Below are 19,361 nucleotides of genomic sequence, written 5' to 3'. Positions count from 1 at the left end.
AATTCGTAGCGAACTAAACTTAGTAATCCTCTGCGCTTCCCTTTGCGTCCCTCTGCGTTTAAAAACTCTTCACTTCTATGTACTATAACTCATTACCTTACTAGAAGTAATCCAAAAACTACCAACCGCATATTTAGTAACTACCAACTCTCGTGTAGCATTGCATGAACTTTTCAGTTGTTGAGTCTTCGTTTCATCTTTCACAAGTTTAGCCTGGTAAGTATAGAAAGAACCACAAGGTTGTTCAAAACTAATTTCAGCTAACATAGTACTATTGTCTAAACTTTGCTCTAAAATTTTGCCTACAACTTTGTAATTAAACCAATCCCATCCTTTATAGAGAATTAGCTCTCTTTCCAAAACCTGAAGTGGAGCAGGCAGAATTCCCCAGCCTCGATAGACTTGATGTAAGCATTGAATATCACCAGTACGAGTCAAAATCGATCTAAATGAATCTCGATCGAGACGACCGTAGTATCTTCCTTCTGGCAAGTCTATAACTGTTGGTGCAAACCGATGTCCACCAAAGTGCGATGATTTCCAAATTCGCACATTCTCTAAGCACAAATCAGCTTTACTCGCTGTTATTTGGAAGTAAAAAGGAGCGCCATATCTCGCACAACACTTATCATGGCTACCGTGAGTACAAACTAAAATATCTCTAGTTATACTAGTTTCTACTTCCAAATTAGAATCGATACCCCGTATCCATTTTTGGACAACTCCTGCTACTTGCTCAATATTTGCTAGCTGAAACTCCTGCTTATGGTATCCACTACTTAGCCCCTCTTGTTTTTGATAAATCAAAAGCGTAGTGTGATTTACCTTGTGTGATAAATCATTAGCAATTAGGAGAAATCTAATCGGCAGTTTCGCACGCTTCACTTCTTCTACCAAAATCCTCAAATTCTGAGGCACCCACTTAGAGTTCAAGGCTTCTGATGTCCAAGGTAAAGGACACTCAACTAAAATATAAGTTTGATAATTGGTGGCACTACCAATAACATCTTCTCCTACTTGCCGTGAATCATCAGAACAAAAAAAAGTATTCATCTCGCTGTACTCATTAGCATATTTTATGGACAAAAGGTATTACAAAATACAATTGTGTTCTTAACTACAATATCCTTGGTTCAAGGAGATAAAAAAGAACAATATTCATTTCCGAGTTAAAACTAGGTAGCCACTTTATAACATCATTATCGCTCAAGGTCTTTCCGGTTAATAAATTCTCCACAATAAAGATAAATAGTGTCAAGAGATATTTTTCCGTATGAGTGGCGTTAATTTTGTATCTAGTTTTATTGTTATTTGGTATNNNATAAATTTTCATTAGCGGAAACTCAGTTTTTCTCAACTTGGTCTCTTTGGCAAAATCAAATATATTAAACCTAGTCATAGACGCAAAGCGACTTGGAGAGTTACCGACGATTAACTTGCTTACAATATTGATGTAGCTGATACTACAATCAAAAATGTTTCTAGCAGCAACNNNGTTGTTTAAAGTTTTGCTGAAATTATCTACATAGCTAATTACATATCCTGTTTTTATATATAAAGATATAATTCTGTGCCGTACTCTAAAAAATATTTCTAAAGGTAGATGCGAAAATATNNNATAAACAGAAATCGCTTTGGTAAGCCAATACTGTTTTAAGACTTGTTCCACACTATCTGCTTTCAATTTATCTATCGAATTATCCATATTGCAAATAATTCTCAATAACTTGAGAAAATAAAAAAGTCAAATTAGGGGTAAATGCTTTAATTCCCCGTACTCCATCTGCGATAAGTTAAAATTAAAAGTAGTGACTAATTATTAGCACTGTCACTGACATTAACATTAACAAATTTGCTATTTAGCGTTTTACCTAATCTAACTTCCCGAACCTTGTGTCAGGGTTTGATGATAGGCATCTGCTTTGACTGTAACTGAAGTCAATAAGAAATGCAAGTTTTTAAGAATCTTTATAACTTATTTACGGTGTGTTGCCTCTAGGACATTGCTTAAATCAAGGTGAACAGGCATTTCATAGTAAGGATAACCCACTACAACAAGCATTGAGAGTTTCAATATAATAGATAAAGTTTTGCAATTGTGACAAATTGTTGCTAGTAAAGGCGCACTTACTAGTCCAAATATCTGTAGCTATGGCGATCGCATATTTCTACTTTCATGCAGAATTGAATCATTTTTTACCACGGCATCAGAAACAGGTGAAAATCTCTCATTTGTTTGAGGAAAAAGCCTCAATTAAGGACATGATTGAGTCGTTGGGTGTCCCTCATCCAGAGGTGGATTCGATAAATGTTAATGGTGAATATGTAAATTTTTCTTACATAGTTTCTGATGGAGACACTATCAATGTTTATCCAATTTCATCTAGGAGTTTTATTATACCAAGCGTTTCTGTTTTACCAAAACCGCTCAGTATTATCCGCTTTGTTTTAGATATTCATTTGGGAAAGCTGGCAACATCTTTACGACTTTTAGGTTTTGATACTTTATACCGCAATGACTACGAAGACGAGAAATTAGCCCAAATATCCTATACTCAAGCGCGGATTCTCTTGACTCGTGATAAAGGTCTATTGATGCGTAGTTTGGTAACGCATGGGTATTATGTTAGAAACACTAACCCTGAGCAACAAATTATAGAAGTACTGCAACGCTTCGACTTGTTTGAATTAATCTCACCATTTAAACGGTGTTTGCGTTGCAATGGATTATTAGAATCTGTAGATAAACAATCCATTATTGAACAAGTGCCAGAAAAGGTGCGCTCGCAGATTGATGAATTCCAGCGTTGCCAAGACTGCGATCGCATTTATTGGAAAGGTTCACATTATGAGCGATTACAACAGTTTATTGACAAAGTTTTGAACTCAAGAAAAGGTGAGTGAATGACATTAATTTTAGCTCTTGATTTCGGCGGAACTAAGCTGGCGGCAGCATTGGTAAATGTTGGTTCGAGAAAGTGGTTGCGTTATGAACGTCGTCTCTCGCCAGTAGGTGCAAATGCTAGCACTGACTTGGAAATTATGCGATCGCTCATTTACTCTCTGCTGCAAGACACAAAACCTGCTGCGATCGGTGTCAGCTTTGGCGGCCCAGTTGATGCTTCCACGGGAACGGTGCGACTATCTCATCATGTGGCTGGATGGGAAAATATTCCTCTCAAAGCTTTGTTGGAAGAGGAGTTTGGCGTTCCTGTTGATGTAGATAATGACGCGAATATTGCTGCTTTGGGAGAACATCGCTTTGGTGCGGGACAGGGATACGATAGCCTGTTTTATATTACTGTCAGTACTGGCGTGGGTGGTGGTTGGATACTCAATGGCCAGCCTTGGCGGGGTGCTGGTGGGATGGCTGGCGAAATTGGACATATCGTTGTAGATCCGGCTGGGCCAATTTGTTTGTGTGGGAAGCGGGGATGTGTAGAACGTTTGGCTTCGGGGCCTTATATGGCGCAAAATGCTAGGGAAATTTTGGAAAAGGAACCGCAGAGGCGCGGAGGACTCAGAGATGGAGAGATTTTGAGGGGTTTGGTGGGGGATAATTTAACGTTGCTGACGGGACAGTTGGTAAGTGAGGCGGCAGCGGCTGGTGATGATTTGGCGAAGGAAGTTTTGCATAAGGCTGCTTGGGCGCTGGGTGTGGGTATTGGCAATGTGGCGAACTTGATGAATCCGCAGCGCTTTGTGTTGGGAGGCGGTGTGACGAAGGCGGGGGAAGATTTTTGGCGGGTGGTGCGTCAGGTGGCGCGGGAGACGGCTTTACCGGAGGTTGATTTTGAAGTTGTGCCTGCGGTACTAGGGGATGATGCGCCATTGTGGGGTGGTGTGGCGATCGCTTCTATCACAGCGAATTTGTAAATCAGTGACGTGTGGAATGCATAAGTGCAAACAGAACTGGGTAGAGGATGTAAATTTAGGGGAATAAATCTTAATACTCAGGTGAAAGATGGAATGGTAAGTTTTTTACAGCTTATCTATCGATAGGTACTAGACAAAAATTTCCAAGTAGCATTTTTTCCTGCTTCCAGAGACGAAAATGATTTCGCCGCCGTAGTATTTCTGACGGTAGAAAACATTCTATTCTCATTTCTCTGCTTCCTTGTGTCCATCCATCGCCTTTCCCTCCCCTCCTTTGAGTAATGATAAAGAGTCTACGCTCCCTTCTTTCCTACGTAGCTTTAGCTACTATTGTTTTAGTAGCTGTAGTCACAACCCATTTAGTAACTACGCAGAAAACTGTGGCTGCCCAATCTACCACGAGCTTGTACGTCTACGTATCTCCCACGGGAAGCGATACCAGAGGCGATGGATCGCTAGGCAAGCCATTGAGGACGTTGGCGTATGCAGCAAAACAAGTTCAACCGAATCAAAACTACACGATTTATTTGAATCCAGGTGTCTATAGGGAAACGGAAGCGACGGTACTTCCGCCGGGAGTGAATATCGAGGGAGCAGGTGAATCAAGCGTTACTATCACTAGCAATGGTGCTATTCCAGCTCCAGGAGTAAATACTGGCAGCAGTGACTGGAGTCTTTGGCATCATGGAAGCATTATTCAGCTTGTCTCGCCTAGCTACTCCGGCTCGAACCCTCGGTACGGATCTCCTTCCGAGATGATTGAAGCGACAGACGGTAATCAGACGTTAGGCGGCTTCACAATAGACGGGAACGGCAAAACCATCAAAGCGAGCATCTGGGTAGAAAATCGTAACAACGTGACTACGCATAATGTCACGTTCAAAAACTTCCAGCACAGCGGTGCAGTTTTTACCCGTGGCAACATGTGGTGGTACGTCCCGCTTCCAAAGGGAAAGTGGATGAAGAACACAACGATACATGATTGCACATTTATCAACTCCGCAGCGGATGGAGTATCGGGAGCATCTACCGGGAACTTGAGACTTGGAGGGCTAGATGGCGCTGACATCTACAACATTACTATCCGAGAAAATAAAGGATACGGCATAAAGTTCATGCATGTAGGTCATATACGTAACGTGAAGATTCACGATTGCGACATCCAGGTTCCAGAAGTTGATTCCCAGTGGAGCGAGGATGCTTCCATTGAACTTTGGAATTTGAGTTATGGAAACGAAATCTACAATGTTAACTGTAATACGTGGTTATCGATGGTCAATCATTCAATAATGAATGAATACCAGCCAACAGCTACACGCCCAAGCAATCTCAAGATACGAAACTTACGAATAAAAGATATTGACGGACACAGTGTTAAGGAGTCAATTGAAGTTGCCTTGAGCGGAGTGGAGATATCCAACTCCTACTTTCAGGATAAGGGCTTTGGTATTGCGATTTGGGGAGGGAAAGCATGGGGCGGAACTATAGAAAATCACGATATCAATATCCACAATAATATTTTTGCAAATGTCGCTCGTAAAGTTCAATTTGGTTTTGGGAACAGTGCTGCCGTCTTCATTCCCGATCCAGCTTCCAACATCAAGATTCACAACAATGTGTTCGATACTTTAGGGAATAGCCTACAAATTAACTCCGCAGACAGGATATCGATCAAAAATAATGCGTTCTTGAACTCTCAAGGAGACGATGTGCAAGGAGGTAAGAACATTGTTTTCACTAATAATCTCCGCAGAAATACGAACCCAGCAAAGCCAACTTGGCAGATCCAATTCGCGGTTAATGCGACAAACATCCAGGGAGATCCAAGATTTACAGGCATGGGCGATCGTTGGAATTCTTACTACAAGCCGGCTTCGTCACGCAGTCTTGTGATCGATAGAGGAACTGATGTCGGACTTCCTTACTCTGGTTCGGCACCTGACATCGCTCGATGGGAGTGGTAAGGAACGTTCGCTTCTATAACAATTCCGAATTTGTAAATTAATTATGAGTCTGATGTAAAAATTAATACTCTGAACGATATTAAAGTATTTCTTTTATTTAAACCTACTAAGCTAAAAAACATCTAATTTACATAATCGAATTAAATATAACTATTGTGGTATGGGCATCTTGCCCGTCCAGTATATGCAATTTAAATGTGGAACAGCTTATTACTATTGAATATTTTGACGAAACTCTCTAATAGCTTCCAAGGGAGACGATAACAAAACACAATGATTGAGTAGGGATAAATCTAGTTCTGGTAATAGTTCACTTTTAACAACTTTCTCATATTCTTGTTCTCGTAAGCAGTAAACTTCAATTGTGCCATCTTCCCAAAACCAAACTTCCGGGACTCCCATTAATTTGTACTTCTGTAACTTTATGGGACTACCGCTAGTGATGACTACTTCAATACAGAGGTCTGGTATAGGTTTATCGTTTTCAAAGCAATAAGATAAGTCAGCTTGATACTCTACTATCTTGGGAAGAACCTGGCTAAAACTCCCACTGGGAAAAAATTCAATACCCCTGATTTCAAAATAAGTAATCAGCAGTGCAGCAATTAAACACTTAATCGCCTCATGAGGCTTACCAATAGTCACTATTTCTAAGACTCCATCACAATAAAACAGCCGCACTCCTGGTACATTTTCAAAGCTAGCTTGAATCGCTTTAAACTGTTCCCAACTTAGCCCATGTCGAAAGAAGCGTTGTTCTTCTGGTAAGTTAACAGCATTTTCTAACGTTTGAGTCATAATATTTTTTACTCTCTCAGTTAGTAGTCACAAAATTTATCTCATTTCCATTTTAAGTCAAAACCAAATTATCCCGATGAATCACGGTTTCTGCACCGGCATAGCCTAAAATTGTGGAAATTTCTCGTGAATGACAGCCGCGAATCTTTTGCAATTCATTGCTGTTGTAATTTACAAGTCCTCTGGCAATTTCGTTACCGTTGGTGTCACACAATTGCACGGCATCCTGTGTGTCAAACTCTCCTTCTACTAGCTTAATTCCCGCTGCTAATAACGATTTTCCTGCTAGAGAAATTGCCGCGATCGCACCTTCATCTAAATACAATTTCCCCGCAGGTAAGAGTCCGTAAGCTATCCAACGTTTACGCGCCGAAGTTGGTTCAGGTTGCGGTTCAAAATGCGTTCCAATCAGTTCACCTTGGATAATTTTTTCTATATTCCGAGGAAATCGCCCTTGGGTAATGACGGTACGTACTCCCGCAGCGATCGCAATCCTGGCAGCCGAAATTTTTGTCGCCATCCCACCAGTACCCCACTGGGAACCTTGGGAACTTGTTTGTATCTGTAATTCTGTTAATTCTTTAATGCTACTAACTAAAGCGATTGGTCGCGCATCGGGTACGGAACGGGGATCGGCTGAGTACAGCCTATCGACATCGGTGAGCAAAAATAGCCAATCTGCTTCTACTAAGCTGGCAACCAATGCTGAAAGGGTGTCATTATCACCAAATTTTAGTTCGTCTATTGCTACGGTATCATTTTCATTGACTATGGGGATAACTCCCAATCCCAGTAATTCCTGAAAGGTGTTATAGGCATTGAGATAGCGGCTGCGCTGTACTAAGTCACTGCGAGTTAATAATACTTGAGCGATCGCCTGTTGCAAGGTAGTAAATAAATCATCATATATCCGAATTAACCTACCTTGTCCAACTGCTGCTACAGCCTGTTTGAGTGCGATCGCTTTAGGACGTTCAGTTAAACCCAACCGCGCACACCCCACGCCGACAGCGCCAGAGGAAACCAAAATCACCCGATGTCCTTGGCGTCTTAAATTGCAGAGTGTTTCCGCCAAGGTAGCAATGGTAGAAAGTGCTAATTGTCCCGTTTCTGGTTGAGTTAGGCTGGAAGTACCGATTTTGACAACAATTGTTAGTGGCATCTAAAAAGTTAGGAGTTAGGAGTTAGGAGTTAGGAGTTGAATTTAATTCATAACTCATAACTTCTAACTCCTAACTCAATTTGTAAAGCGCCAATCCCTCTATAGTGAAGGTTGACGCTTTACGGAAGTATATTTACTTAGTATGAGTTAGGATCTTTTTTGGCTGACCCCATGTTATTAATACTTATGATCCCCGATTTTTTGGTTCAAATATGATTCCTTAACTATTTCTTTAGATTTAGTTTCCTGACGATTTCTCAACTTTTATGAATCTTGGTTTTCTTGGGGGTAATAGAGGCTCCCAAAATTTCAGATATCCAAACTTCAAAGTTGCGGACGGGATGAGAGCGGAGAGCCGCGTCGGCATGAACAATCGGTTCGACTAGAATGGTAAACATTCCCAGACGATTACCTGCTATGACATCGGTAAACAAGCGATCGCCTACCATCCCCACTTGATGCACTGGTAGATCCATTCCCCTAAGTGCGGCTCTAATTTTGCGTCGGGAAGGCTTGGCTGCACCTAAGTAGTAAGGCAGGTTGAGCGATCGCGCAATTCCACCAATTCGTGCTTCACTGAGGTTGTTACTCACCAAGCATAGTGCAGTACAGGTACGGATTTGCTCTACCCACTCTCGTAGTTCTGGGGAAGCTATGCCGACTGTAAAGGGTACTAAAGTTTCATCTACATCCAATACCAGCCCTTTAAGCCCGTATTTTTGGATAATATCTGGTGTTAGGTTCAACACTGAACCCTCTAAAATCAAGTCAGGCTGTAAAAGATTGTTCCAGACCATAGTCAACAGTCAAATGTAGATAGGTAAGACAAATGAGCATAACCCAATATAGTTTAGTTAGTCGAACTCCATCCTGGAATGTCTCCCTGAACATTTTGAGATAAAATCCCTAAAATCTTATCTATCTCTTTGATGTAATAATTACTCAAATCAATAAATATATCGTTTTCTTCTAACTTCAAAAACTTCCAAATGTCGCCTGTTGTTACCGCACCATAGATTTTACTAATTTCATTTCCTTCTTGTTGATTAAACAATTGTGCTGCCAACATTGCAGCGGCACATTGACCTAATCCACCTTTAATATTTTCATTTTTGGCTTCAATAATAACCACCACTGGCACATTAATTGTTAGCTGCTCTTTAGAACGACTGATGATAAAGTCACAGTATCCATTCAGACCTTTTTCTGCATCTACATTAAAGTCTGTTCCTGAGAATAAGCTAATTGGATAATTAGCTCTGCGTCTTACCTCCAACAATATCGGAGTGATAATCATTTCTGAACGAGCTTTTTCAGTATTAATTGCTAAAGCCAGTTCTGTAGTTTCTTCTAAAAAATTTTTGAGTTTTTCACTTGCCTGTAAAGGTGCTATGTCAGCACATAAATCAGTTTCTTCATCAATGCGGATGCTGAACGACTTTTTAAATTTAATTAATGTAAAATCGCTATAAGCCATTTTCAGCACGTCTACCAATTTTAGATTTAGATAATGGAATTGAAAATCACAATCAAAATGCTTGTTCCAGAATTTTAAACAATACTAATTGTCCCAGTTTAGTCTCAATGTTTCATAGCTTCCACATTTATGGGACATGGTAAAAGGTTTAGGTAGATTTTGATTACAATGAAAATTCCCAATTAAAAATTCAAAATGAAAATATTACATTTTGAATTTTTAATCTTATTCCACTTCATTAAAAAGATGTTCTTCTAACAGAGGTTGCACTTTACGAAACTCCTCTGGAGAAAGCAATTCAGGTTCACCTGTTTTTGTTATCCGTGCAAAAAACAACAGAGGATCTAGGGGTGTATAAATTGCATACTCCTGATCTTCCTCATAAAAGCTAGCAAGTAGCTGTAATTGCTCAGGCTCTAAATCTTCCCCTTCGTCTTCGATTTCTAAGGTGAAGAGTTCTGATTCTTCCACTGGCGGTAAATCACCTGCAACAGTCAGAGCATAGGCTGTGTTCTTCAGTATCAAGTTCTGCTCAGATAGTACAGCTTGAGCATTAGCAAAAATTTGCTCAATTATAGTGTCGTCTTCCACCAGAACTGCTTCTTCTTCCTCACCGTCACCTTCCCAAGAAAAAATTTCTACAGGTGAGTCTACAGGAAGAAGTAAAACGTATTCTTGTCCATCTACCTCAAGGGAATGCTCTATGTAACAGTCGAGCGATCGCCCTTTGTCATCGGTTAAAGTGATGGAACCCGCATGAGCGTTATCATTTTCTTCAGGAAATGGAGAGGAAAACATAGCCGAAATGTAAAAATTTAATAAATACCAGCAAGTTTGAAAATCGCTTAACTATAGTTAATGACATATTATTATGTCAAACAAATAGCTTTATACGTAGATACAACTGCTGGCTAATCGTTTTCAGAATATCATGTTAAAAGGTATCAATATTCAATAGCCACAACTGAACTGCGGGAGTTGGCACGCTTAATATCCAGCCATTGTTGCAAAATTAAAGCTGCTGCCTTGCGGTCAATCAAACCTTTATGGCGTGATGGAGAGCGGTTTTCAGCTATCAGCAGTTGCTCTGCTTGAAATGAAGTTAATCGCTCATCCATATATTCCACAGGCAAGTTTAGTGCTTTAGCAAGTCTTTTAGTAAATTTTTGAACTTGACGAGCCTGAAATCCTAGTGAGCCATCCATTGAATAAGGTAAGCCCATAACTAGAACTTGCACCTCACGTTCATTAACTATTTGTCGGATTTGCTCGACATCTTGCTCAAAAGATGCACGCTCAATTGTGGTGATACCCGTAGCAATTAAACCCGTGCGATCGCACCCAGCTACACCAATCCGCTTGCGGCCAAAATCTAGCCCCAAGGCTGAAATAAACGGTTTTGGTTGCTCCTGGGATATCACACTAATTTTCCTGGGGTGCATCTGGTGATTCAGGAATCGGCAATACTTCCATGCTAGGGTTTTTTACCGAAAACTTAATCGGTTCTGACTTGCTTGGCAGCGGTTTATCTGACGATGGCAGCTTTGCTGGTTGTATCCATGACATCCCACCTGGTATAGGTTTACGAGTCGGTTGCAAACCTTGCAGCATATCAGTCCACTGGATTCCTTCTAAGGAGACGAATTTAGACTCACGTAGCTTGTGCCACACAGAGCGAGACATCACTAATGTATGTTCTATGCGTTTTGCCCCGATTCGCTCCAAATACTCTTCTCGCTCTGCTTGATAGTCTGAGGAAGCTAGTTGTAATCCTTGCTGGGGAAAATCTTGGGCAATCCGAGCTAGCTGAGATAGTAATTCTGGATACAGCCAAGTGTAAGCAGGATGAACTGTCAGCGTTGCAGTATGGGGAACTTCACCCTTGCGATCGAGTTGCACCTGAAAATAGCCGATCGCAGCTTTGCGTTGCGGTTCAAACACGTAACCACTGACTACTTCTGTTTTAGTCAGCCATTGCTTTACTGCATCAGTTAAAGCGCCGAATAAGCTGGTTTTAAAGTCGCGGGTATTACGGTCAAAAACCTGACGTACCAGAGGTGGCATTGATGCCGTATCTAGTTGATATAGCAACTGGGCATCAGCATTACTTACTGGCAAGAGGTTGGGCAAGTCTGGCTCTGCTTGTGCCAATTCAGCCAGTAATTCTGGGCCAATTTCCCAGTATGTCATTTCTGCCAGACGCTGGAATCCATTTTGCCGATATAGTGCCAGCGCCTCTATGTCATTGATATTAACTTCTAGTAGCCAAGTGCGAGCTTCCAAAATCGACTCAAAGCAATGACGCAAAAGTTGCGAACCAATTCCTTGTTTATCGACACCACGCTCTAGTAGCACTTGATCGATCCGCCAAGTGCTACGTGTGCGGTTAAAGGGTGAGACTTGAATCATTCCTAAAAGTATCCGCCCCTGCTCCGCGACAAAAGCACAGAGGCGATACTGTAGCGGGTTAGGAAACCAACTTAAAAATTTGAGTAATCCATACCAGCGACGCAGCCTTTGCATCTGGCTGATGGCAAAACCTGCTCCCTGAGGAGTGAGGGCTGCGAATGACTCTTGAGTTATGCGCTCAATTCCGTCCAGATCCCGGTATTGGACTGGTCGGATAACAACGCTGAGGTTTCTGGGAAGTAATGAAGTCATTTTTATTCGAGCCGCCATTTAGCCTTAACTAACTGCTCTTGAAAGGAATAAACTGCTTGCAATAATCTTAACTATTTTCTGCTCTCTACTATTGTGCCAAAAGTGTGATTTTAGTAACTTAATACTTAAAAAGCAGAAAAAGCAGACCTTGTGAGAACACCATTGGCATTGACCCAACAACATCTGCCCTTATTTTATTTGAATTTTGATTAAAATTTGTATATATTTTATAACCCTTGCCGAGAAACTAGCTTTTCAAAGTGGGCTTGGGTTTGATGGAGTAATTGGTGGCGACTATCTACCAGTGTTTGCTTCAGTGTTGGAACAAGATTACGAGCTTGCAGAGTCATGTGAAGTTGCAGATTGGCGACATATTCACTAAAATCTTGATTCACTTCATCTGCGCCCGCATTCGTTAATAAATTTGATTCCATTGCCACTGTGTTCTCCTGTGTTAATCCTGTGCTGTCTCTCTTCATGACCAAAAACTATCACGTTGTTTGGACTAACTTCTTAATTTGCAATGAAGTTTAACGCTTCTTAGGGATAGCATACCCTTTAAAATCTTAAACCAACACCACCTTGTACCGAGATAGCTGTACCACTGCTATCTCGGTAAGCATCAAAAGCAATAATGGCATTGCCAAAAAGGACAGTATTGCTATTTGGGATCATATAATCAATGCCTGGTTGTAAAGCAAAACTAATTTTGTCGCCCACAGGAGAAGAACCACCACCACCAGCCAACACTAATCCAGCGCCCAAGTAGGCATCAGCTTGCCAGTTGAGGGGGAAATCGTAAGAAACCGTTGGTACAACAGCCGTATTATTACCAATTAACACTTGAGCGCGGAGTGAAATTGGTGCTTCCAAAAGCTTGTAGCGCCCCGCGATTACGCCCCCAAATTGGATACCATCGGTAAAACCAACAGTGGGACCGATACCGATATAACTGCCATAAGCTACTTGAGCTTGTGCTGGTTTAGTACTAACCAGACTCAAGACCAAACCAGCCCCCAAAACTGAAACCAAAGATGGAATATACTTCATAACCAACTCCTCACACCAATTTGTCATTTGTCATTTGTCATTGGTAATTGGGCATGGAGCATGGGTTATTCTCTCCCTGCCCCTCTGCCCCTCTGCTCCCCTGCTCCCTCCATTCTACGGGCAACGGGGATGAATGCCTCCTTGAGTACAAATGTATGCTAATTGCTTGGCATCTAAATTTTTGGCTTGAGAAAAATCAACCCCTTGGACTACGGCAGATACTGATCCTAAATCTGGGGTTTGGACAAATTGATCTGCTGGATCTTGTTTGCTAGGAGCGAGAATTGCCCCCTTAAAATCTGCTCCAGCGACATTTGCCCCGCGTAAATCTGCAAGGCTCAGGTCAGCATTTTGCAAGTTAACGTTTTCCATTTGGGCAGAGCGTAAAACAGCACCAGCTAGACGAGTGGCGCTGAGGTTAGCATTGCTGAGATTAGCACGATCCAAATAGGCTCCTGATAAATCTGCCCCTTGCCAATCAGTGTTAGTTAAGTTGGCAAAAGATAATTGCGTTCCAATCGCAGTGGCGCGACCTAAACGGGCAGCATAAAGATTGGCTTCGTTTAATTTGGCATCGCCTAAATCTGCCCCAGTCAAGCTAGCTTTTTCCAAAACTGCGTTTCGCAGATCGGCTCCCACTAGTTGGGTGCTGTTGAGTTTAGCATCATATAGACGCGCGTTGGATAAGTTGGCTCTGTTAAGAGTGGCGCGGCTCAAATCGATCCGGTTCATCAAGACGCGACTAAGATTAGCATCAGTAAGATTTGCTTGCTGCAACTGAGCTTGGCTTAAATCAGCCATTACATCGTCGTAGGTATCCCAGCGTCCATCTTCACCCACACCCCGGAAGCGGCTACCCTTAAAGCTGGCTTGGTTAAGATTTGCAGATTTAAACTTAACTCCTGATAAATCAAGATTGTCCAGTACCAAGTTGAAGAAGGAACTTCCTGGAGTACCGCTTTGACCTAATTGGGTGCTACTAAGGTCAACACCCTCAATTTTTTTACCGCTATAAACAGAGAGAATCTTGTTGATCGTCCGCTGGTTTCTTTGTAGTCGCCCTTGCCGTAATTCCCGCTCTTTGGTTGCAGTGCCACCCACAGATTCCAGTTCGCTGACCAAAAACTGATTCTTATTTTTGAGTTCTGGAATGGCTTGAGGCCCGACAGTTGTCAAAGCTTGTTGAATAGTATCCAAAAGGCTGGGGTTAGTTTCGCTAACTAATAAATCCGCCAGAAATTTAATTGATTGTGGGTCATTAAGACCACCCATAGCCAGAATTGCAGTTTGGCGTTGCTCATTAGTCGCCCCAGAGTTGGGACTCAATGGTTTGACAAGTTCGAGGAATTGTTGGCTGTTGATTTGCTTGGTTGCTCGCTGGGATTGTTGAATTTGGATATAAACTTGAGTGCCGATTAAAGTTGCCAGCACAGCAGTCATACTCGTCAGCCCTACCCCAAACAAAGTCAGATTGGGATTTTGCTGTATTCGCCGCCACAAATTATGCGATTGGCTGGTTTCGACTGCCGCAAATTCTTCACCTTCCTGCTTTTCTTCTGCTTGATCGTTACCGTCAGCAGACTGAGCTTGTTTGTTGCTAGCTAAGACTGCATCAATTGTATAAGTACCTGCGAGTTGATCGTGGAGTGCGCGACGCCCCCGACGCGACGGTAAGCCAATCCCTTCACCCACAATCATTAATAAAGATAAAAATGTGAATAATCCTAAATTGGGAAAAGCAAAGCTGTAACGCCACAGTAGATAGGCGATGGAAATGGGTACTGTCCAACGCCCAACTCCTTCTCTAATTACAACTGCCCCCAATCCGGGCGGCTTCCCTTGCTCGTTGACAACCCGCACTTTTAACCAACGTTTTGGAAGTGTGCTACCAGTCTTAGCTAATAAATACAATTGCCACCACGAAAGAGTTACAGGCGCTAACAAGGCGATTGTCCACAAAATATTAGTCGGCCATGCAACGTTACGGATGCCATAGCTTACAGGTAGAGCTAGGGGTCTGGCGATCGCTCTTTCTGTGACTACCAGTACGGGGTTAAGCGGCACTCGGTTCAGATCGCTTCTAGAATTGGCATAGACACCAATGCCAAAGGGAATCAATCCACTAGTAACCACGAGTGTGATTTCAGCTGCCCAAGCAGCAAAACGCCTACTTGCTAGCAGCAGCGAATTGGCTCTTTCCGATTTTTTTGACTGACCAGATTGATTACTAGTTCTCCTGACAATTGGTGAGGTCATCGAATAATTTCCTTTGATATTATTTCTACGCCGCGATCGGCACAATTAAAATAGACTAAGCTAGTCAGCAAAAAGAAAAGCATATTGAAATAGGATTTAGGAGTAATACAGCAGAATTCAGAATTCAGGAGTCAGAATGGGCTGCGCCCCGCTGCGCTAACAGAAGTAAAACAGGCTTTATACCTAGTTTTGACACTTTGTTTCTGTACTCCACCTTCCTTGAATCCTCTGTAAGTCAGAAGCCGTTTTTATTCCGGCTCCTGAATTTAATTACTCCGGGCAGAGTGCAAAGTAAATGCATATCAACTTATTGCTTACGTTGAAAGCTACCAGACACAAAAAATTTGTATCCAACATACACTAACACTGCCAAAAGCGCCAGACTGATTACAGATGCAACTAGTTTAAACACTGCTTGCAGGATCGCCAAGCCTGCTAGCAACGTCACACCCGCAACTACCAGCTTTTTCACACTAGATAAGCTGTTGAACCAAATCTGAAATCGCTCTAGTTGCAAGTTAAAGCTGGCAAAAACAGACTGAGGCGTTTGTTTTTGTTCTGGTGAAACCACCCCAGGCGGGGAATTAATCTCTGCCTCTAGCTTATCGAGGCGACGCTGTAAGTCTTCTTCTGGTTGAGGATTCATTAATCTTTCTTACCTCCTTAGCATACTTATTCAACAATAGACCAACCAAATTCTATTTTTGGTGGTTGTCTTAGTGATTTTAGCTAATCTCTGTGCGTGCAAGACCTTACAGACATCAATTCTAGAGATGTTACAATGCAACGTCTCTACATACACCTATCAAATCTTCACAAATAATCATTAACTGACTAGTATTACTTTATACGGCAGCTTTCGGAACCAAGAGGTATTGCTGTCGTCTAGATAAATCAGACTGTATAACAATATTGCTCTAAAAAAATCTGGAGCATTAATTAAAATGAAGACGCTTAGGCTACTTGCAATTATTCCTACAGCTTTGGCGATGAGTTTGGTTTTCACTGAGGCTAATTTGGCACAGACACCAACAATCCAAATTAATCGAAATTCCCAACCCGATCCATTGATTTTGAATGGAAAATCTGGAGGAACTGTCAAAAGTAATTGTGGCAATATTACCACTGAACCTAATCAAGTTATCCAAGTTACAGAGTCACTACCTTATTTGCGATTAACAGTAGAAAGTAAAGGCAAGCCAACACTGTTAATCGACGGGCCNAGGGGGCGCTTTTGCGTACTAGCAGATAGTTACTCTGGAGGTAAGTCAGAACTTTCTGGTTATTGGCAGCCAGGAAAATACTCACTGTATGTGGGCGAACTATCCCCGCAACAGCATACTTATAACCTCTCAATCTCGCAAAAAAATAAATAGTCATTAGTCATTAGTAAAACATAAATGACTAATGACTAACGATCCTTGACTATTCTTCCAGTGATTTGGCTGGAACTTCTACAGCAGTGACATCAATTGTGCCTTCTGGTGTGAAGCGCTGAAAATGACTATTTTGTACTAACAGTAATTCCTGACAGTTAGGACATTGCAACTGACTATTATTTAAACCTGTAAATTCATATCCACAGACGGGACATTGATCGGCAACCAAGTTGCGTTGCAGCCACCAACGAAAGCCAAAAAAAGCCGCAATAGGTGCCAACAACAGCAACCCGAAAATAATTAGCAATGAATTAACTAACCAACCCAAGCCCACTGATGCCAGCAACCAAATAACTGCCAGCAAGATGAGCCAAGGGCGGAGATTTAAAAGATTCAATTGAAATGACTTAAAGCTCATTTTTAATAAATTTTGTCCTGCTCTCCTTCTAGGATAGCGATTTTAGTCATTGGTCATTGGTCATTTGTCATTTGGACTCAAATGGACTTTATTACTGAGGATAGCAGCATTTTTTGTAAGTGCTGTTGAAAGGCATTGATGCCAAATAGAGCGATCGCCTGTTGTCGCAGCCACTCTCCATCACATCGCTGGTCATCCCCTTGAAGCATTTCTATACAAGCTGCTGCTACAGCATCAGGATTGCGGTGTGGTACTCGCCACCCTAGTTTACCATCCTGCAAGGGGTCAGCGGAACCATCGTCGTCACCGGATAACACAGGCACTCCACAAGCCATTGCTTCTAGATAAACTATGCCAAAGCCTTCTTGCGAAGGCATAATATAGGCGTCAGCAAGGCGATAATGTTCCATTAATTCTTCTGTGGCAACGAAACCAGCAAATACAACGCGATCGCTCACACCTAAATCTTTTGCTAGCTGTGCCAATCGCGGTTGATCGTCACCGCGACCAATTACCAAATATTTCACTTCTGGGAAAACTTGAGCGATTTGTGGTATGGCCCGAATGGTGACATCTACACCCTTGTAAATATCTCCTGACCATAACCGTGCTACTGTCATCAACACTTTCGCACCAGTTAAGCCATACTTCTGGACTAATTCTGGTTGTTTGGAACCAGGAGTAAATTTATCCGTATCAATGGCACAAGGCATCATCTCTACCATTTTTGGGTTTAGACTATTAGCAACACAAGCGCGATCGCGGCTGTAGCGACTAATTGTCCAAATTCTATCTGCTGATGTCAGGGCGCGACGTTCTTGATTTTTCAGCGGTTCCCAGACTTCTTTGCCGTAAGTTAGCACGGTGTAAGGAATTCCCAAGGGCTGGCAAAGTGTTTGGATTAATACTGCTAAGTTAATGTGACCGCAGAAAACCTTCTGCGGACGGCTTTGCAAAAGACACTTTAGTAAAGCCGCTGCCATTTGCAATCTCCCCAAATAGGGAGACTGATTTTTAAAGTAATGAAATTTTAAGTTCTCGTCTTCAAAGGGATTTAAGCTATCAGCACTATCTCGCAGCAAAAAGACTTCTGCCTTGTAGTCTTGGCCCAATCCCAAATAGGCGCGAAAAATATCTTTTATATACGATTGAATACCACCTTCGTGAGCAAAAATTTCTAAAAACACGAAGACATGGTTAGTTTTTTTGTTAACTTTATCACCTAAATTCAGGTTTTTTGTCACTGTAGTGATTTGCATCTTAAATTATTTACACTTGCGGTAAGGGCGCGATGCCTGCGGCAAGGACTTCATCCAACGCACCGCTTTGTAACCGCTCCAAATCTGTTTTTACCATTTTTTCTAAAAGTTCCTCAAAGCTTACTTGGGGTTCCCAGCCGAGGTTTCTTTTAGCTTTGCTGGGGTTAGCTACTAGTTCAAAATGCTCATCTTGTCGCAAAAAGTCAGTATTTAAAACTACATGCTGCTTCCAATCCAAGCCGACAGACTCAAAGGCTGTGGCAACTAAATCTCTCACACTGTGTAGTTTACCAGTGCCAATCACATATTCTTCTGGCTCATCAATTTGTAACATTAACCACATAGCCTCTACGTAATCACCTGCAAAGCCCCAATCACGTTTGGCATCCAGATTACCCATTTCTAAGGTGTCAGTTAAACCCAATTTAATTGATGCAGCCGCCAAAGAAACTTTGCGTGTGACAAACTGAGGTGGGCGTAGAGGAGACTCGTGATTATATAAAATTCCGCTACAGGCAAATAGTCCATAGCGCTGTCTATGATGCACCATCGTCCAGTGGGCGTGCATTTTAGCCGCAGCATAGGGATTTTTGGGACGAAAAGCGGTTTCCTCATCTTGAGGCGAGAGGAATACATCGCCAAACATTTCTGAACTGCTAGCTTGATAAAATCTGGTAGACAAACCAACTTTTCGTACTGCTTCCAAGAGCCTAGTAGCTGTACCAGTTATTAAATCCAGAGTTCCCAATGGGTCGTTCCAGGAGTCGGGTACAAAACTGGGAGCCGCCAAATTGTAAATCTCTTGGGGACGCAATTGTTCAACAGCGATCAACAGTGCCGCACTATCCCTCAAGTCAACCGTAAAAATTTCTACCTGATTTGCCAGTATTCCTAGTTTTGTTAAATTAGGTTGTCGATGTGGGGGTACTAATCCGACAACTCGATAACCACGGTTGAGGAGCAAATGGCTGAGATAGTAGCCATCTTGACCAGTAATTCCTGTGATTAGGGCTGTCTTAGTCATATTTTGTCCCCTATTCTGTCTATCTCTTTAAGCACGA

At 42.0% G+C, this 19,361-nt stretch carries 19 protein-coding genes; 4 read left to right on the top strand and 15 right to left on the bottom strand.

All coding sequences use genetic code 11. The features are described 5' to 3' along the window. Positions 1–75: 75 nt before the first annotated feature. Entirely contained in the window at positions 76–1,053 is a 978-nt protein-coding gene (locus QUD05_RS24835; RefSeq protein ID WP_289798416.1) for a ferredoxin family protein, read from the bottom strand. A gap of 1,098 nt (positions 1,054–2,151) precedes the next feature. Between QUD05_RS24835 and QUD05_RS24830 the strand changes: the two genes are divergently transcribed. The 3 genes from QUD05_RS24830 to QUD05_RS24820 all read left to right on the top strand — a co-directional run bounded on the left by QUD05_RS24830 (position 2,152) and on the right by QUD05_RS24820 (position 5,840). Further along, the gene (locus tag QUD05_RS24830; RefSeq protein ID WP_289800070.1) at positions 2,152–2,904 is read left to right on the top strand and encodes a Mut7-C RNAse domain-containing protein; all 753 of its coding nucleotides are present in this window, start codon (positions 2,152–2,154) and stop codon (positions 2,902–2,904) included. Then, the gene (locus QUD05_RS24825) at positions 2,905–3,876 is read left to right on the top strand and encodes an ROK family protein (RefSeq protein ID WP_289798415.1); all 972 of its coding nucleotides are present in this window, start codon (positions 2,905–2,907) and stop codon (positions 3,874–3,876) included. A gap of 476 nt (positions 3,877–4,352) precedes the next feature. Next, a complete protein-coding gene (locus QUD05_RS24820) occupies positions 4,353–5,840 on the top strand; it encodes a hypothetical protein (protein WP_289798414.1) in 1,488 nt (495 codons plus the stop codon). Between the two features lie 213 nt (positions 5,841–6,053). On the opposite strand, the gene QUD05_RS24815 is transcribed toward QUD05_RS24820, so the two are convergent. The 11 genes from QUD05_RS24815 to QUD05_RS24765 all read right to left on the bottom strand — a co-directional run bounded on the left by QUD05_RS24815 (position 6,054) and on the right by QUD05_RS24765 (position 15,890). Further along, positions 6,054–6,638, bottom strand: a complete 585-nt coding sequence (locus QUD05_RS24815) for a Uma2 family endonuclease (protein WP_289798413.1) — start codon at positions 6,636–6,638, stop codon at positions 6,054–6,056. Positions 6,639–6,690: 52 nt separating this feature from the next. Beyond that, positions 6,691–7,800: a glutamate 5-kinase gene (proB, locus tag QUD05_RS24810; RefSeq protein WP_289798412.1), complete on the bottom strand. Its 1,110-nt coding sequence runs from the start codon at positions 7,798–7,800 to the stop codon at positions 6,691–6,693. Between the two features lie 257 nt (positions 7,801–8,057). Continuing rightward, positions 8,058–8,597, bottom strand: coding sequence for a YqeG family HAD IIIA-type phosphatase (locus QUD05_RS24805; RefSeq protein ID WP_069068441.1), 540 nt, complete (start codon positions 8,595–8,597; stop codon positions 8,058–8,060). Between the two features lie 53 nt (positions 8,598–8,650). Further along, positions 8,651–9,277: a hypothetical protein gene (locus tag QUD05_RS24800; RefSeq protein ID WP_289798411.1), complete on the bottom strand. Its 627-nt coding sequence runs from the start codon at positions 9,275–9,277 to the stop codon at positions 8,651–8,653. Between the two features lie 225 nt (positions 9,278–9,502). Then, complete coding sequence (locus QUD05_RS24795) at positions 9,503–10,075, bottom strand: DUF3727 domain-containing protein (protein ID WP_289798410.1); 573 nt, start codon at positions 10,073–10,075, stop codon at positions 9,503–9,505. A gap of 146 nt (positions 10,076–10,221) precedes the next feature. Beyond that, complete coding sequence (gene ruvX, locus QUD05_RS24790) at positions 10,222–10,719, bottom strand: Holliday junction resolvase RuvX (RefSeq protein ID WP_289798409.1); 498 nt, start codon at positions 10,717–10,719, stop codon at positions 10,222–10,224. Next, complete coding sequence (locus QUD05_RS24785; protein ID WP_289798408.1) at positions 10,700–11,956, bottom strand: GNAT family N-acetyltransferase; 1,257 nt, start codon at positions 11,954–11,956, stop codon at positions 10,700–10,702. Before QUD05_RS24785 ends, ruvX begins: the two co-directional genes overlap by 20 nt. 209 nt (positions 11,957–12,165) lie before the next feature. Next, positions 12,166–12,372, bottom strand: coding sequence for a hypothetical protein (locus QUD05_RS24780; protein WP_289798407.1), 207 nt, complete (start codon positions 12,370–12,372; stop codon positions 12,166–12,168). Positions 12,373–12,496: 124 nt separating this feature from the next. After that, positions 12,497–12,988: a hypothetical protein gene (locus QUD05_RS24775; RefSeq protein WP_289798406.1), complete on the bottom strand. Its 492-nt coding sequence runs from the start codon at positions 12,986–12,988 to the stop codon at positions 12,497–12,499. A 114-nt stretch (positions 12,989–13,102) separates the two neighbouring features. Then, a complete protein-coding gene (locus QUD05_RS24770; protein WP_289798405.1) occupies positions 13,103–15,244 on the bottom strand; it encodes a pentapeptide repeat-containing protein in 2,142 nt (713 codons plus the stop codon). Positions 15,245–15,551: 307 nt separating this feature from the next. Beyond that, a complete protein-coding gene (locus QUD05_RS24765) occupies positions 15,552–15,890 on the bottom strand; it encodes a hypothetical protein (protein ID WP_289798404.1) in 339 nt (112 codons plus the stop codon). A 298-nt stretch (positions 15,891–16,188) separates the two neighbouring features. Between QUD05_RS24765 and QUD05_RS24760 the strand changes: the two genes are divergently transcribed. Then, entirely contained in the window at positions 16,189–16,620 is a 432-nt protein-coding gene (locus tag QUD05_RS24760; protein ID WP_289798403.1) for an immunoglobulin domain-containing protein, read from the top strand. 49 nt (positions 16,621–16,669) lie between these two features. Here QUD05_RS24760 and QUD05_RS24755 read toward each other — a convergent pair whose 3' ends face one another. From QUD05_RS24755 to QUD05_RS24745, 3 genes are all read right to left on the bottom strand, one after another. Further along, positions 16,670–17,041, bottom strand: coding sequence for a hypothetical protein (locus QUD05_RS24755; protein WP_094352638.1), 372 nt, complete (start codon positions 17,039–17,041; stop codon positions 16,670–16,672). A 77-nt stretch (positions 17,042–17,118) separates the two neighbouring features. Next, positions 17,119–18,300, bottom strand: a complete 1,182-nt coding sequence (locus QUD05_RS24750; protein ID WP_289798402.1) for a glycosyltransferase — start codon at positions 18,298–18,300, stop codon at positions 17,119–17,121. 10 nt (positions 18,301–18,310) lie between these two features. Beyond that, on the bottom strand, positions 18,311–19,324 hold the full coding sequence (locus QUD05_RS24745) for a GDP-mannose 4,6-dehydratase (RefSeq protein WP_289798401.1): 1,014 nt from the start codon (positions 19,322–19,324) through the stop codon (positions 18,311–18,313). Between the last annotated feature and the right edge of the window lie 37 nt (positions 19,325–19,361).

Origin of the sequence: Nostoc sp. GT001 (assembly GCF_030382115.1) — a bacterium.
In the GTDB taxonomy this organism is placed as follows: Bacteria; Cyanobacteriota; Cyanobacteriia; order Cyanobacteriales; family Nostocaceae; genus Nostoc.
Note: the sequence above shows the minus strand (reverse complement) of the source record. Positions and strands in the feature narration are given on the sequence as shown.